The 12,992-nt window shown below is 62.5% G+C and carries 11 protein-coding genes; 6 read left to right on the forward strand and 5 right to left on the reverse strand.

Annotated elements, in window-relative coordinates:
- Positions 1-124: 124 nt before the first annotated feature.
- From CFB35_RS30900 to gabD, 3 genes are all read left to right on the forward strand, one after another.
- Positions 125-994 carry a transketolase gene (locus CFB35_RS30900; RefSeq protein WP_060010775.1) on the forward strand — a complete coding sequence of 290 codons (870 nt, stop codon included), beginning with the start codon at positions 125-127 and terminating at the stop codon, positions 992-994.
- A 2-nt stretch (positions 995-996) separates the two neighbouring features.
- Positions 997-1,983, forward strand: a complete 987-nt coding sequence (locus tag CFB35_RS30905) for a transketolase family protein (RefSeq protein WP_059578999.1) — start codon at positions 997-999, stop codon at positions 1,981-1,983.
- A 165-nt stretch (positions 1,984-2,148) separates the two neighbouring features.
- Positions 2,149-3,630 carry an NADP-dependent succinate-semialdehyde dehydrogenase gene (gene gabD, locus CFB35_RS30910; protein ID WP_060010772.1) on the forward strand — a complete coding sequence of 494 codons (1,482 nt, stop codon included), beginning with the start codon at positions 2,149-2,151 and terminating at the stop codon, positions 3,628-3,630.
- Between the two features lie 92 nt (positions 3,631-3,722).
- Here gabD and CFB35_RS30915 read toward each other — a convergent pair whose 3' ends face one another.
- The 4 genes from CFB35_RS30915 to CFB35_RS30930 all read right to left on the reverse strand — a co-directional run bounded on the left by CFB35_RS30915 (position 3,723) and on the right by CFB35_RS30930 (position 8,387).
- Positions 3,723-4,478, reverse strand: a complete 756-nt coding sequence (locus tag CFB35_RS30915; RefSeq protein ID WP_059579005.1) for an SDR family NAD(P)-dependent oxidoreductase — start codon at positions 4,476-4,478, stop codon at positions 3,723-3,725.
- An 83-nt stretch (positions 4,479-4,561) separates the two neighbouring features.
- Entirely contained in the window at positions 4,562-5,815 is a 1,254-nt protein-coding gene (locus tag CFB35_RS30920; RefSeq protein WP_059579007.1) for a sugar ABC transporter substrate-binding protein, read from the reverse strand.
- An 83-nt stretch (positions 5,816-5,898) separates the two neighbouring features.
- Positions 5,899-6,894 (reverse strand): ABC transporter permease, encoded by a 996-nt coding sequence (locus tag CFB35_RS30925; RefSeq protein WP_081066621.1) that lies wholly within the window; start codon positions 6,892-6,894, stop codon positions 5,899-5,901.
- Positions 6,894-8,387: a sugar ABC transporter ATP-binding protein gene (locus tag CFB35_RS30930; RefSeq protein ID WP_059579116.1), complete on the reverse strand. Its 1,494-nt coding sequence runs from the start codon at positions 8,385-8,387 to the stop codon at positions 6,894-6,896. Before CFB35_RS30930 ends, CFB35_RS30925 begins: the two co-directional genes overlap by 1 nt.
- Before the next feature lie 278 nt (positions 8,388-8,665).
- Between CFB35_RS30930 and CFB35_RS30935 the strand changes: the two genes are divergently transcribed.
- The 3 genes from CFB35_RS30935 (at position 8,666) to CFB35_RS30945 (ending at position 12,085) form a co-directional block, all read left to right on the forward strand.
- Positions 8,666-10,279 (forward strand): GMC family oxidoreductase, encoded by a 1,614-nt coding sequence (locus CFB35_RS30935; protein ID WP_059579010.1) that lies wholly within the window; start codon positions 8,666-8,668, stop codon positions 10,277-10,279.
- A 2-nt stretch (positions 10,280-10,281) separates the two neighbouring features.
- A complete protein-coding gene (locus CFB35_RS30940) occupies positions 10,282-11,292 on the forward strand; it encodes a zinc-binding dehydrogenase (protein ID WP_089466059.1) in 1,011 nt (336 codons plus the stop codon).
- A gap of 67 nt (positions 11,293-11,359) precedes the next feature.
- The gene (locus CFB35_RS30945; protein ID WP_081066620.1) at positions 11,360-12,085 is read left to right on the forward strand and encodes a GntR family transcriptional regulator; all 726 of its coding nucleotides are present in this window, start codon (positions 11,360-11,362) and stop codon (positions 12,083-12,085) included.
- Positions 12,086-12,173: 88 nt separating this feature from the next.
- On the opposite strand, the gene CFB35_RS30950 is transcribed toward CFB35_RS30945, so the two are convergent.
- Positions 12,174-12,869 carry an SDR family NAD(P)-dependent oxidoreductase gene (locus CFB35_RS30950; RefSeq protein ID WP_059579015.1) on the reverse strand — a complete coding sequence of 232 codons (696 nt, stop codon included), beginning with the start codon at positions 12,867-12,869 and terminating at the stop codon, positions 12,174-12,176.
- Positions 12,870-12,992: the final 123 nt, after the last annotated feature.

Consider the following 12,992-nt stretch of genomic DNA (forward strand, 5'->3'; position numbering starts at 1 on the left):
CTGCTATTTGCCCGCTGATGGCTTCGTCGTTGCATTCGAAAAATATATGATGCATCATGCATCAATGCGGCGGGCAAAAATGGCGTGCTTGCCTCGTTCTTTTCAGGTTCCAACAGGAGACTCTATGTCGACAGCATTGCAGGAGAGCGATCATGCGCTTTCCACGGAGACGCTCGCGCGGTTGCGCGAAAAGGCCCAATTCGTCCGCCTCGAGACGATCCGTCTGATCGAAATCGCGAAGACGGGTCATTACACATCGGTGTTTTCAGCAGCCGAAATCTTTGCGGCGTTGTACTACGACGTCATGTCGGTGCGAGCCGGCGAGCCGCGCTGGAAGGACCGCGACCGGTTCACGATGGGCAAGGGACACGCTGCCGTCGGCCTCTTTCCCATTCTCGCCGAGTACGGGTTCATCGAGCGCGAGACCCTCGATGGCTACACGCGGCTCGGCAACCCGCTTGGCGACCACCCGGACATGACCAAGGTCCCCGGTGTCGATTTCAGCTCGGGGTCGATCGGCCATGCGCTGTCGAATGGGGCCGGCATGGCGAAGGCGGCGCAGCTGGCAGGCAGTCCCTTCAAGGTTTTCACGTTACTGGGTGATGGCGAAATGCAGGAAGGGCAGGTATGGGAAGCCGCGTTGTTCGCGGCGCACCACCGCCTTTCGAATCTCGTCGCGATTGTCGATCGCAATGGTTATCAACTCGACGGCAAGGTCGACGACGTCATCGGCATCGAATCACTCGCAGATAAATGGCGCGCGTTCGGCTGGGAGACGCATGAAGTCGACGGCCACGACTTGGCGGCCCTCGTGCCGTTGTTGCGTCGGGTCAAGGCGGACACGGCACGCAGCAAGCCGGCCTGCATCATTGCGAAGACGATCAAGGGCAAGGGCGTGTCGTACATGGAAACCGAGCCGGGCTGGCATCTCGGCTATCTGGCACCCGACGACGCGCAACGTGCGATCGAAGAAATCAAGAGCAAGGTGATCTAAGCATGTCTACTCCGCAAAATCCCGATTCGTGGCAATACCGGGCGCTCAACGCGCGCAATCCTGGGCTCGACTATTTGTCCGATGCGCTGATCGACCTCGTGCGCGAAGGCCATCCCGTCGTCGCCGGCTCCGCCGATCTCCAGTATTCGAATGGCTTGAACAAGTTTGCCAGCGAGTTTCCGGAGCGCTACGTGCAATTCGGCATCTCCGAGCAGAACATGGTTTCCGCGGCCGCCGGCATGGCGACCACCGGCCTGATGCCCTTCGTCGCGACTTTCGCATCGTTTCTCGGCCTGTTGTGCTGCGAGCAGATCCGCATGGATGTCGCGTACTGCAAGCTACCGGTGCGGCTGGTCGGTCACCATACCGGCATCTCGCTCGGCTTCTACGGTACCTCGCATCATGCGACGGAAGACATCTCGACGATGCGCGCGATCGCTAACCTGACCGTCATCTCGCCGGCTGACGGTGCGCAACTGGCCGCGGCGATTCGCGCGTCAGCCACGTGGCCGGACCCGATCTACTTCCGCATCGGACGCGGGCGCGATCCGAAAGTCTACGAAGACGGTGTCGAGTTCACGATCGGCAAGGCGATCGTTCACTCGGTCGGGCACGACGTCACGATCATCGGCTGCGGCTTGCCCGTCGCAGGTGCGCTCGAGGCAGCGACCAAGCTCGGAGCGGAAGGCATTTCTGCCGGTGTGATCGACATGCCGACCATCAAGCCGCTCGACCGCGACGCCATTATCGCGGCGGCCAGGCAGTCGAGCGTGCTCGTCACGGTGGAGGAGCACAACGTGATTGGCGGCCTCGGTGCGGCAGTGGCGGAGGTCCTGGCCGACGAGGGCCTCGGCGTGCGGCTCGTGCGGCATGGCATCTACGACGAGTACAGCCTGATCGCGCCACCGACGCATCTGTATGCGCACTACGAACTCGACGGTCCTGGCATCGCGCGCGTCGCACGCGCCGCGCTTGCGAAGGCAACCTGATCGATCGGCCGCCCGCTAAATGAACATCCATATCGCGGGCGGTGCAGGCGTGTCGATGTTAATGGTTCGCGAAGGGTGCATCGGGTCTCGTTCGTCCATCCGTCCCGGATATCGAGACCCGGGCGCCACCATTTCGCGCCGGTTTTGACAAAAGTGGGAATAGCGATGTTGAATGGCGAAAGCTGGCGTGGCGCCGAGCTGCGCGATACGGACCTTCTGAAAGATGTATGCCTGATCGACGGTGAATGGACTGCGGCAGACGACGGGGCTACGATCGACGTATTCAACCCTGCGACTGGCTCAGTGCTCGGTAGCGTACCTCGGGCGGGTGCCGCCGAAACGCGACGCGCGATCGACGCGGCGTCCCGGGCCCTGCCGCTTTGGCGGGCCAAAACCGCGAAGGAGCGCGCGGCGCTGCTGCGACGGTGGCACGATCTGATGCTCGCGCATCGCGAAGATCTGGCGAAAATCATGACGCTCGAGCAAGGAAAGCCGCTGAACGAGAGCCGCGGCGAAATCAACTATGCCGCGTCGTTCGTCGAGTGGTTCGCCGAGGAGGGCAAGCGCGCGTACGGCGACACGATTCCGTCGACTGCGGCCGACAAGCGGATCGTCGTGCTGAAGCAGCCCATCGGAGTATGCGCGGCCATCACGCCATGGAATTTCCCGGCGGCGATGCTCACGCGCAAGCTTGCGCCAGCGTTGGCAGCCGGTTGTACGATGGTGCTCAAACCGGCGAGTCAAACTCCGTTCAGCGCATTGGCACTCTGTGTGCTGGCCGTTCGTGCAGGCATTCCCGACGGCGTGATTTCGTGCGTGACGGGCAACGCGAGCCAGATTGGCGCCGAGATCACGTCGAATCCGGCCGTGCGCAAGCTTTCATTCACCGGCTCGACCGAAATCGGCAAACAACTGCTTGCCCAATGTGCGGCGACGGCCAAGAAGACGTCAATGGAACTGGGCGGCAACGCACCGTTCATCGTATTCGACGATGCCGATGTCGACGCTGCCGTGCGCGGCGCGATCGCGTCAAAATATCGCAACGCCGGGCAGACCTGCGTATGTGCGAACCGCCTGCTCGTGCAGGATGGAATCTACGATCACTTCGTCACGCGACTCGAGAAGGCAGTCGCCGAGCTCGTGGTTGGAAACGGTCTTGATGAACGCGTCACAATCGGCCCGCTGATTGACGGCAGCGCCGTTTCGAAAGTCGAAGAGCATGTGCAGGATGCGCTCGCGAAGGGCGCGCGCATCGTGACGGGCGGCCAGCGCGCAGCACTCGGCGGAAACTTCTTCGAACCGACTATCCTGGCCGATGCGACACGAGACATGCGAATCTTCGACGAAGAGACGTTCGGACCCGTTGCGCCGGTTTTCCGGTTCAACACGGAATCCGAAGCTGTCGCACTGGCGAACGATACACCGTTTGGCCTGGCTTCGTATTTCTACGGGCGCGATATCGCGCGCGTCTGGCGGGTCGCGGAGGCGCTCGAATACGGCATGGTCGGCATCAACGACGGGATCGTATCGACGGAAGTCGCGCCGTTTGGCGGCGTGAAGGAAAGCGGCCTCGGCAGGGAAGGATCCCGCCATGGTCTCGACGACTATCTAGAAATAAAGTACTTGTGCTTCGGCGGCATCGTCTGAACGCCGTCCGATCGAGGTCCGATTGAAAGATGAAATGGCCGGCACCCGCGGCCATTTCATCAAATCGACTTCGAACCGGGTCCCAAATCGGCTTAAAAGCCTGATACATAACCACCATCGACGGGCAGCGTCACGCCAGTCACGAATGCGGCCGCAGGGGAGGCAAGAAACACCGCGGCACCCGCCAGGTCGTCTGCCTCGCCCCAGCGTCCGAGCGCAGACCGCGCCACGATCTTGTTCGACAACGCTTCCGACTCCCAGAATATCCGGGTCATCTCGGTTCGGTGATAACCCGGCGCGATGGCGTTGACGCGCACGCCGCTGCGCCCATATTCGTGTGCCAGCGAGCGAGTCAGGCCGACGACTCCGGTTTTGCTTGCGCAGTAGGCCGGTACGTCGGCGTCGGCGAGGTAGCTCAGCATCGAGGCAATGTTGACGATCGAGCCCCGGTACTGTTCGAGCAGCGGGCGCGCGGCTTGCGAAACGCGCATCACGCTACGCAGGTTGACATCGAGCACATCGGTGAAGACGTCGTCCGTGTATTCGTCGCGCGGACGAGCCACGCCGGCCGCATTGATCAGCACATCGACGCGCGCGAGGCTGCCGAAGAATGCATTTATTTCTCGTTGGTCGCGCACGTTCAGCGCGGCGAAACGCAGCCCCGACAGGGATGCGTCGTCGCGAAGCGCGTCGAGCTTCTTCATCGACGATCCCGTGGCGGTGGTATGCGCGCCGAGTCGGTGAAACGTGCGCGCGATGGCCAGCCCGATGCCACTTGTGCCGCCGGAAACGACCACGTGTTTTCCCGCGAAAAGATCGGCGCAAAATGTGCCATTGTCAAAGCTCATGAAGTGAAACTCCTTTAACGCGGCGCGGCGGAAACAATGAGTGTATGCGCGCCGTTGCATTGGAAAGGGGCAGTTGAAACGACTCAGTCGCTCTTGCCTTGCCCGCGGATTTCCGGAATCGACCGGACGGGCGGGATCGTGTACTTGTAGAACAGGTTGGCCGGGTTCGGGTCGATCTTCTGATCAACGTTGCCTTGCGTGATGATTGCGGGCGGGAAGCCGGAACCTAGCGGCAGGTTGTTGGCATCGACGCGCCGCGTGAATGCGTTGTGGATGAATTCAATGGCCGCGACGCCCGTCTGCTCGCCGGAATTCTCGCCGGACACGAGGATGTTGCCCTTCTTGATCTGATCGAGTTCGCCGCGATAGCCGCCGGCTGCATCGGCAATGCGGATCTTCCCCTGCTTGCCCATGTTGCGTACGGCACGTAATGCGCCGAGCCCCATGAAGTCATTTTCCGAGAGGATGAAATTCAGTTTGCTCCCGTGCGCGGACAAAATGTCTTCGGTTGCCGCGAGACTGCCTTCCTCGGTCCACTTGCCAACGCCAAGCGCGAGCACATTGAACTTGATGTCCGGTGCGCTCAACTTCCCGGTCTTCTTCAGCGTCTGGAACAGTTCGAAGCCGCGCAGCATGGCGTCATCGCGGCTCGCCCCGGGGGCCTGGTCGCGCATGCGCTGATAGACGATGCCCGTGATCAGACCGTTGATTCGGCTTTCCGACGTCGAGTTTCCGAGCACGCCGATGATGACGGCTGCGTCGATCGGCGTGTCCTTGCCGGCTGTTTTCGCCACATATTGGCCGACCTCGAAGCCGCTTGCATACGGATTGCCGAGCAGCGTGGTAAGGACGCGGGCGCTTGCGTCCGGCGTCGTGCCGACGGTGACGACTGGAATGCCGGCATCGACGGCGCGATTGACGCACGCGGATACGCCCAGTGTATCGGTCGGATCGACCACGATGACATCCAGCTTGCGCGTGACGAAATTGTCGATCTGCGCACATTGGCGTTGGAGATCACCGTCGGCGACCTGCACGTCGATCGAATAGCCGTACTTTGCGGCGCTCGCCCGCGCGCCCTTGATAAGCTCCACGAACCATGGATTACCGAGCGTGATCTCTGTCCAGCCGATTCTGATCTCCTTTGGATTGGCAGGCTGTTTCGGCCACGCCTTGCGAATCGCAGTCCGATCCGGCAGCGAGGGATCGACTACGCCCGACAGGGCGGTGTTGGGTAGCAGCGTGTAGATCCTGGCCTTGGCCTCGCTATGGATCGGGGCGGTGATGCCGAACGCCAGCATGCCGGCTGCGGCGAGTGCCTTGCGAGCAACGCGCATTTGAGTCTCCTGAACGATATTGTTTGACGAAGTAAGGCGTGGAGCGGAAGGCCGCGCGGCGGCCTCTTGCACGGACGCGCTGTTCAGCGTTGGCCGATGCGCTGAACCAGAACGGCGAGAATGATGATGGCGCCCTTGATGATCTGCTGCGGATACACCGGTACGCTCAGCAGATTCATCACGTTGCCGATGAGCCCCAGCACGAGCACCCCAATCACGGTGTTGAGAACTGAGCCCCTTCCGCCGGAGAGTAGTGCACCACCGATCACGCACGTGGCGATCCCGTCGAGCTCCAGGCCGACGCCAGTGATCGGTGTGCCGACACCCGTTCGGGCCGTGTAAATGATGCCGGCGACGGCGCTCAGTGCGCCGGAAATCACGTAGACGCAGAACTTGTAGCGGCGCTCGGAAATACCTGCAAGCCGCACCGCCATTTCGTTGCTGCCGGTGGCGACGACCATGCGTCCGAATGTGGTGTAGTTCATCAAGAAGTAGAACAGGAGCGCGACGCCCGCGGCGAGTACGACGGGCCAAGGTACGTTGAGCCACGGTACGCTGCCGCTGCCGAATTCGTTGAGCAACTCCGCTGCGGGCAGATCGAGTGGCAGCATCGTCGGCTGGCCGTTCGACATCATGTACGTGACGCCGCGCGCGATGGTCATCATGGCGAGCGTGACGATGAATGGCGCGAGGCCGAAGGCGGTCACCAATATTCCGTTGAATGCGCCGAAAAGCGCGCCAAGCGTGACGGACAGCACGACTGCGAGGAGGAGCCCCGGCGTGGCGCCGAACGGCATCACCGGCACCAGCATGGCTGCCAGCAGGCCGCCCGCGGCCGCGATCGACCCCACCGACAGGTCGATGCCGCCGGTATTGATCACGAGCAGCATGCCCAGGCTGACGAGCAACAGCGGTGTCAACTGCCGCAGCAGGTTATAGAGGTTTTCCTCGCTCAGAAACGCCGGTGACATGATGCTCGATACGGCGAATAGCACGATGAGCATGATCAGCGCGTTGTAGCGCGCCACGCTGCGAAGCAGCGGTACGTCGGCGCGCTGCGTTTGCATGATTCCTTCCATTACTTCACTCCCATGGCCAGCGATATCAGCGACTTTTCATTGATGGCGGGGCCGCTGAGTTCGCCCGCGATACGGCCTGCGCGCATGACGACCACACGGTCGCACAAGCCGATGATCTCCGGCATGTCGGAGGAAACCACGATGATGGCGGCGCCGGTGCGCGCGAGTTCGTTGATTACCTGATAGATCTCGATCTTGGCGCCGATATCGACGCCCCGGGTCGGCTCGTCAAGAATCAATACGCGGCATCCGTTCGAGAGCCACTTCATCAGCGCGACTTTCTGCTGGTTGCCGCCGGAGAGCGTCGACACGTCGACCTCGGTGTCGCGCGCCTTCACCCGGAGCTGCTTGATCAATTCGCGTGTGCGCACGCGCTCGGCACGATGATCGAGAATGCAGCGCAGGCGCGCGAGCCCGTTGCGCGGCGTCATCATCGCGTTGACGCGGATTGGCATGTCGAGCAGCACGCCTTGCTGCTTGCGATCCTCGGGCAGCATGCCGATGCCGCTTTCGATGCCGTGACGGGGACGTTTGAGTTTTGGAATTGGCCGGCCATCGACGAGGATTTGGCCGCTGCTCTTGCGGTCTGCGCCGAAGATCGCGCGCATCGTTTCCGTGCGCCCGGCGCCGACGAGACCGCTGAATCCCAACACTTCGCCCGCGCGCACATGGAACGACACATCGCGCACGTTTTCGCCCGCGCACAGCTCGCGGACTTCGAGCCGTTTGTCGCCGATGCACGCGTCGCGTCTGGGGAACAGATCCTGGAGCTCGCGGCCCACCATCAGTTGAACGAGACGGCTCTCGTCGATGTCGGCAATGCGCACCGTGCTGACGAAGGTGCCGTCCTTGAGCACGGTGGCGCTGTCGCACAGTCCGAAGATTTCTTCGAGTCGATGCGAGATGTAAATGATGCAGACGCCGTCGCGCTTCAACCGTTCCAGCAGGGCGAACAGACGCTCGGTTTCGCGCGCGGTCAGCACCGCGGTCGGCTCGTCGAATACGAGAACGCGCGACGTCCGGGAAAGCGCCTTGCAGATCTCGACGATCTGCTGTTCGGCGACCGACAACGTCGATACGGGGCGCGATACGTCCAGTTCGCCGAAGCCGAGCGCGGCAAGCTGTTCGCGGGCGCGCGCATAAAGTTTCGACCAACGAATGATCGACGTTCCCGCGCCGATGTCGTGCAGGAAGATGTTCTCCGCGATGGAAAGATGCTTTGCGAGCGAAAACTCCTGGTGAATGACCGAGATCCCGTGTGCCCGCGCAGTGTGGGGACTGTCGATCGCAAGCTGGCGACCATCCAGAAGGATCTCGCCTTCGTCGGGCGTGTGGGCGCCCGCCAGTATTTTCATGAGCGTCGATTTACCCGCGCCGTTTTCGCCCATCAGCGCGTGCACCTGGCCGCCGTATGCATCGAGGCTGACGTTACGCAGCGCGTGTACGCCGCCGAAGTGCTTGCTGATGTTGCGCATGACCAGATGGTTGCTCATCGTCTCCTCTGTGATCGTGTTTTGCATTCTGCGAACTTCATCGCGGGTGCCTGAGCGAACCTGCGGTGCCATGTGGCTGATGCGACATGCATGATGCATCATATATCCGCATGGCTTCGTGTTAGATGGGTATTTGCCCTAACAAGTTGGCTCTACCGGAGCGCCGGCCATTGCTCTATGATGATGCATCATATATCTATCGTGACGGGAAGCGGCGCCGAGGCCCTCGCGAGGCTGTCCCGTTGAATTGACACCAGAACCGGACACAGGAGACATCATTGAAATACGACTACATCGTGATTGGGGGCGGTTCGGCGGGCAGTGCCGTCACCGGTCGGCTGATCGAGGCCGGCGCGAACGTCTTGTTGCTGGAGGCGGGGCCGCGTGACAGGAATCCGCTGGTGCACATTCCGGCGGGTTTCACGAGGCTGCTGTCCACGGACCTGCTGTATCACTACGAAACCGAACCGCAAACGGGACTCGATGCCCGTCCGCGCATCGTGCCGCAAGGGCGCGTGCTGGGCGGCGGCAGTTCCGTGAACGCGCTCATCTATATCCGCGGCCAACGCGAGGACTACGACGAATGGGATCGTCTAGGCAATTCCGGATGGTCTTACGACGAGGTGTTGCCGTACTTCAAGCGCGCCGAGGACAACGAGCGACTCAACGATCGCTATCACGGCGTAGGCGGGCCGCTTGGTGTATCCGATCTCACGCAGCGCTGTGAATTGTCGACAGCATTCGTGCGTGCCGCGCAGCAGGCTGGCATTCCTTTTACCCACGACTTCAACGGTGCCACGCAGAACGGCGTCGGTTTCAATCAGATCACGACACGCAACAAGCGTCGTTGCAGCGCCGCCGTGGCCTATCTGCGCAAGGCCGAGGCGAGCGGCCGCTTGACGATCCGCACCGATGTCCGCGTGGACCGGATCCTGATCGACGCAGGCCGGGCCGTCGGGGTGGAATACGTCAGCAATGGCGAGGTCGTCCAGGAGAAGGGCTGCAAGGAGGTGATCGTGTCGGCCGGAGCCGTGCAGTCGCCCCGCTTGCTGTTGCTTTCGGGAATCGGCGCGGCCGCCGAACTCGCCCGGCACGGTATTGAGACGGTGTACGATCTGCCGGGCGTCGGCGCGAACCTGCAGGACCATATCGAGTTTCCCGCGGTTTCGTATTGCACCGGAAACTACGGCTACTACGGTCAGGACAGCTTCGCCAATACGCTGAAAAACGGACTGCAGTACTTGCTGTTCAAGAGCGGTCCTGTCACGTCGAACGTGACCGAAGCCTGCGCGTTCGTCAACGTCGACGCGCCGCAAGAGCGGCCCAACATCCAGATGCACTTCGTGCCTATCGTGTTTCTGGACCTCGACCAGGACCACGTGAAGTCGGCAGGCGCGACGATCAATCCGTGCGTGCTACGCCCTCAAAGCCGTGGCGAGATTCGCCTGCGCAGCGCGGACCCGGCCGCTGCGCTGTGGATCGATCCGAAGTACTTCCAGCATGCCGAAGATCGGCGCGTCGCCGTTGCCGGCCTGAAAAAAGCGCGCGAAATTCTCGCGCAGCCCGCTCTGCGCGCCTATACGGGGGAAGAAGCGCTGCCGGGTGCTGGCGTCGCGACCGACGCCGGGCTGATGGACTACATTCGCAAGCGCGCCAAGACCGTCTATCACCCGGTCGGCACGTGCAGGATGGGCGTGGACGAGCGCGCAGTGGTCGATCCGGAATTGCGCGTGCGCGGCATCGACGGATTGCGGGTGATCGATGCATCCATCATGCCGAATCTCGTGTCGGGCAATACGAACGCCGCATCGATCATGATAGGCGAGAAGGGGGCGGACTACGTGCTCGGCAAATCGCTGCTGAACAGCGCAGCGCTCGACGCGGTGGTGTAGCGATGGTGGAACACGACGTGACGATGGACATGAACAGCACGGTGGAGACGATGGGCGCGTGGACCTGGCAGATCGCCGGCGCCCCTTCCGCGCTCGTGTGGCAGCGGGTTCCGAGGCCGGCGCCGGGGCCCGGGGAGGTGCTCGTACGCAACCGCGCCGCAGGGCTCAATCCGGTCGACTGGAAGTTCATCGATTGGGGTGCGCCCGACTGGCGGCCGGGTCACGTGCCCGGTGTCGACGGCGCGGGAGAGGTCGTTTCCGTCGGCGCGGGGATACAACGGGAATGGCTGGGTGTGCGCGTGGCCTACCATCAGTCGCTCGCGCGCGACGGTAGTTTCGCGCAGTACACCGTGGTGCCGGCCCGCGCAGTGTTGCGCTTGCCACCGGGCCTGGGCTTTGCCGAGGCCGCGACATTGCCGTGCCCCATGCTGACCGCGTGGCAAGCGATGCAAAAAGTGCCGCACCATCCTGGCGCCGAGGCGCTCGTGAGCGGGGCCGGTGGCGCGGTCGGCACGCTGTTGGTCCAACTTGCCGTACGTGCGCGCTGGCGCGTCTCCGTCATGTGCAACGCCCGTCATTTCGAGCGGATGGCGCGTCTTGGCGCTTCGACCTGCCTGTCGCCCGATATCGGAAGCAGTGCCTTTTCATCGCGTCGGCCGTTCGATGCAGTGTTCGACACGGTGAGCGGTCAGCATGCCGTCCGGCTGGCCGCTTCCGTGGGCGCGAACGGCCATCTCGTCTGTATCCAGGATCGTCTGGACACGTCGCCGGTCGCGCCGTTCACGACTGCAATCTCGCTGCACGAGGTGGCCCTCAATGCACTGCACGTACACGGGTCGGCCGCGCAGTGGCGCACGCTGGTCGACGCGGGCGAGCGTCTGCTCACGGATGTGCTGCATCGTGCGCTGGCGCCGCTGCCGATCGAGCCGACGTCGGTATCGCGCTTGCCCGAGGCGCTGGAATCGCTGAAGGCTCATACCGGGCAAGGCCGGCCCGTCGCCGTATTCGACTGACCGCGCACGGTTGCCGCGGCGTGCCGATGAGGTCGCCGCCTGTTGCAGCGAGGAAGCGTGATGTATCATGCATGACAACATTCTTTTTCGTCCCGTTATCAGAATGAAGCCCCTCGCCCGTGTGGAAAAGAGCAATCTCTCGTCACGCATCTATGAAGAGATTCGCTCCCGACTCATGAATGGTCAGTACGCGCCTGGCGACCGACTCCGCATCAACGATCTCGCCGAAAAACTGGGCACGAGCATCACGCCCGTGCGCGAAGCGATTTTCCGTCTGGTCAGTGAACAGGCACTCGAGATGACTGCGGCCACGTCGATCATGGTGCCGGCGCTGGATGCCGATACCGTTGGAGAGATCCAATTGATGCGACGCCTTCTGGAGGGCGCGGCGGCCAAGCAGGCCGCGCAGCGCATTACCCCGAAGGAAATCCGCCATCTGAGCCTGACGCACGACGAGTTCATCGAGGCAGTTGCCGTGAGTCCGTCGGAGGCAGCGGAGCGCAACCGCGATTTCCATTTCGAATTGATGGCAGCCGCCGGAATGCCCACGCTCAGCGCGACCGTGGAAACCATGTGGGTCAGGATGGGGCCGCTGTTGCACACGTTCCATTCACATCTGCCGCCCCGCGAGATATCGAACCGATCGCATCCTCACTATCGCGTGCTTGCCGCGCTGCGCAAGGGCGATGCGGAAGGCGCATCCCAGGCGATCCAGGAAGACATCGAATGGGGCCAGCGCGTGCTGCTCGAATGGATGGCCGAGCGTGAGCGTGACGAAGTGGCGGCGACGTAAGCAGCCGCACGCTCCGATTGCGTTACCGCATGCGTTGGTGGTAATGGCGCACGGCGGCCTCGCGCCGCCGTGAATACTCATTGCGTCATCACGCGATGCTGAAGCCGCCGTCGATCGGCAGGACCACCCCCGTGATGTAATCTGCATCGGCCGAGCAAAGGAATCTCACGCCTCTGGCGACATCCGAAGGGTGCCCCCAGCGCCCAAGCGGCACACGCGCGCGAATGGAACCACTGCGTTCCGGGTCGTTGAGCGCTCCGGCCGACAGCCGCGTTTCGATCCAGCCCGGCGCTACCGCGTTGACGCGCACTCCGCGATCTGCGAAAGCTGCGGCGTGCGCGCGCGTCAGGCCCACCACGCCGGCCTTGCTTGCCGTATAGGCAGGATTCCGGGCCGAGCCAAAAAAGCTCCACATCGACGCGATATTGACGATGCAGCCGCGCACCGCGGACAGCTTCTCGAGCGCGACTTCGGTCGTGAGCTGGCAGGCGTTCAGGTTGACATCGACCACTTTCCGAAATCCCGCCGAATCGAATTCGGCGCGATCGTGAAGGATGATTCCGGCAGCATTGACGAGCACGTCAATCCGCGCCAGATCGCCGAATGCGTCACGCACGGCAGCAGCCGATGTCACGTCGACCCGCCGGAACTCGATGGCGGGATCGAGATCCTCGTCCGCATCCTTGCCGACTGACACGGGGTACAGACCGGCGCGCCGGAACTCTTCCGCGATAGCGCGCCCGATACCGGTGCCTCCGCCCGTTACTACTGCAACTTTCGTCATGGACTTTCCTCCTGTGGAAATTGAATATATGATGCATCATATTCTTTGATCGTGACGCGCACAAGCGTACGGCTCGATCGTGGCAACGGAGGCGGAGAGTCACGAGCCTTTCCGAAGGCCATG

The organism is Burkholderia sp. AU16482, assembly GCF_002223285.1.
Lineage (GTDB): Bacteria > Pseudomonadota > Gammaproteobacteria > Burkholderiales > Burkholderiaceae > Burkholderia > Burkholderia semiarida.

Excerpts from the sequence above, each read along its gene's own strand:
- CFB35_RS30900 (WP_060010775.1), top strand. The coding sequence starts at position 125 with ATGTCGACAGCATTGCAGGAGAGCGATCATGCGCTTTCCACGGAGACG.
- CFB35_RS30905 (WP_059578999.1), top strand. The coding sequence starts at position 997 with ATGTCTACTCCGCAAAATCCCGATTCGTGGCAATACCGGGCGCTCAAC.
- gabD (WP_060010772.1), top strand. The coding sequence starts at position 2,149 with ATGTTGAATGGCGAAAGCTGGCGTGGCGCCGAGCTGCGCGATACGGAC.
- CFB35_RS30915 (WP_059579005.1), bottom strand. The coding sequence starts at position 4,478 with ATGAGCTTTGACAATGGCACATTTTGCGCCGATCTTTTCGCGGGAAAA.
- CFB35_RS30920 (WP_059579007.1), bottom strand. The coding sequence starts at position 5,815 with ATGCGCGTTGCTCGCAAGGCACTCGCCGCAGCCGGCATGCTGGCGTTC.
- CFB35_RS30925 (WP_081066621.1), bottom strand. The coding sequence starts at position 6,894 with ATGGAAGGAATCATGCAAACGCAGCGCGCCGACGTACCGCTGCTTCGC.
- CFB35_RS30930 (WP_059579116.1), bottom strand. The coding sequence starts at position 8,387 with ATGAGCAACCATCTGGTCATGCGCAACATCAGCAAGCACTTCGGCGGC.
- CFB35_RS30940 (WP_089466059.1), top strand. The coding sequence starts at position 10,282 with ATGGTGGAACACGACGTGACGATGGACATGAACAGCACGGTGGAGACG.
- CFB35_RS30945 (WP_081066620.1), top strand. The coding sequence starts at position 11,360 with ATGCATGACAACATTCTTTTTCGTCCCGTTATCAGAATGAAGCCCCTC.
- CFB35_RS30950 (WP_059579015.1), bottom strand. The coding sequence starts at position 12,869 with ATGACGAAAGTTGCAGTAGTAACGGGCGGAGGCACCGGTATCGGGCGC.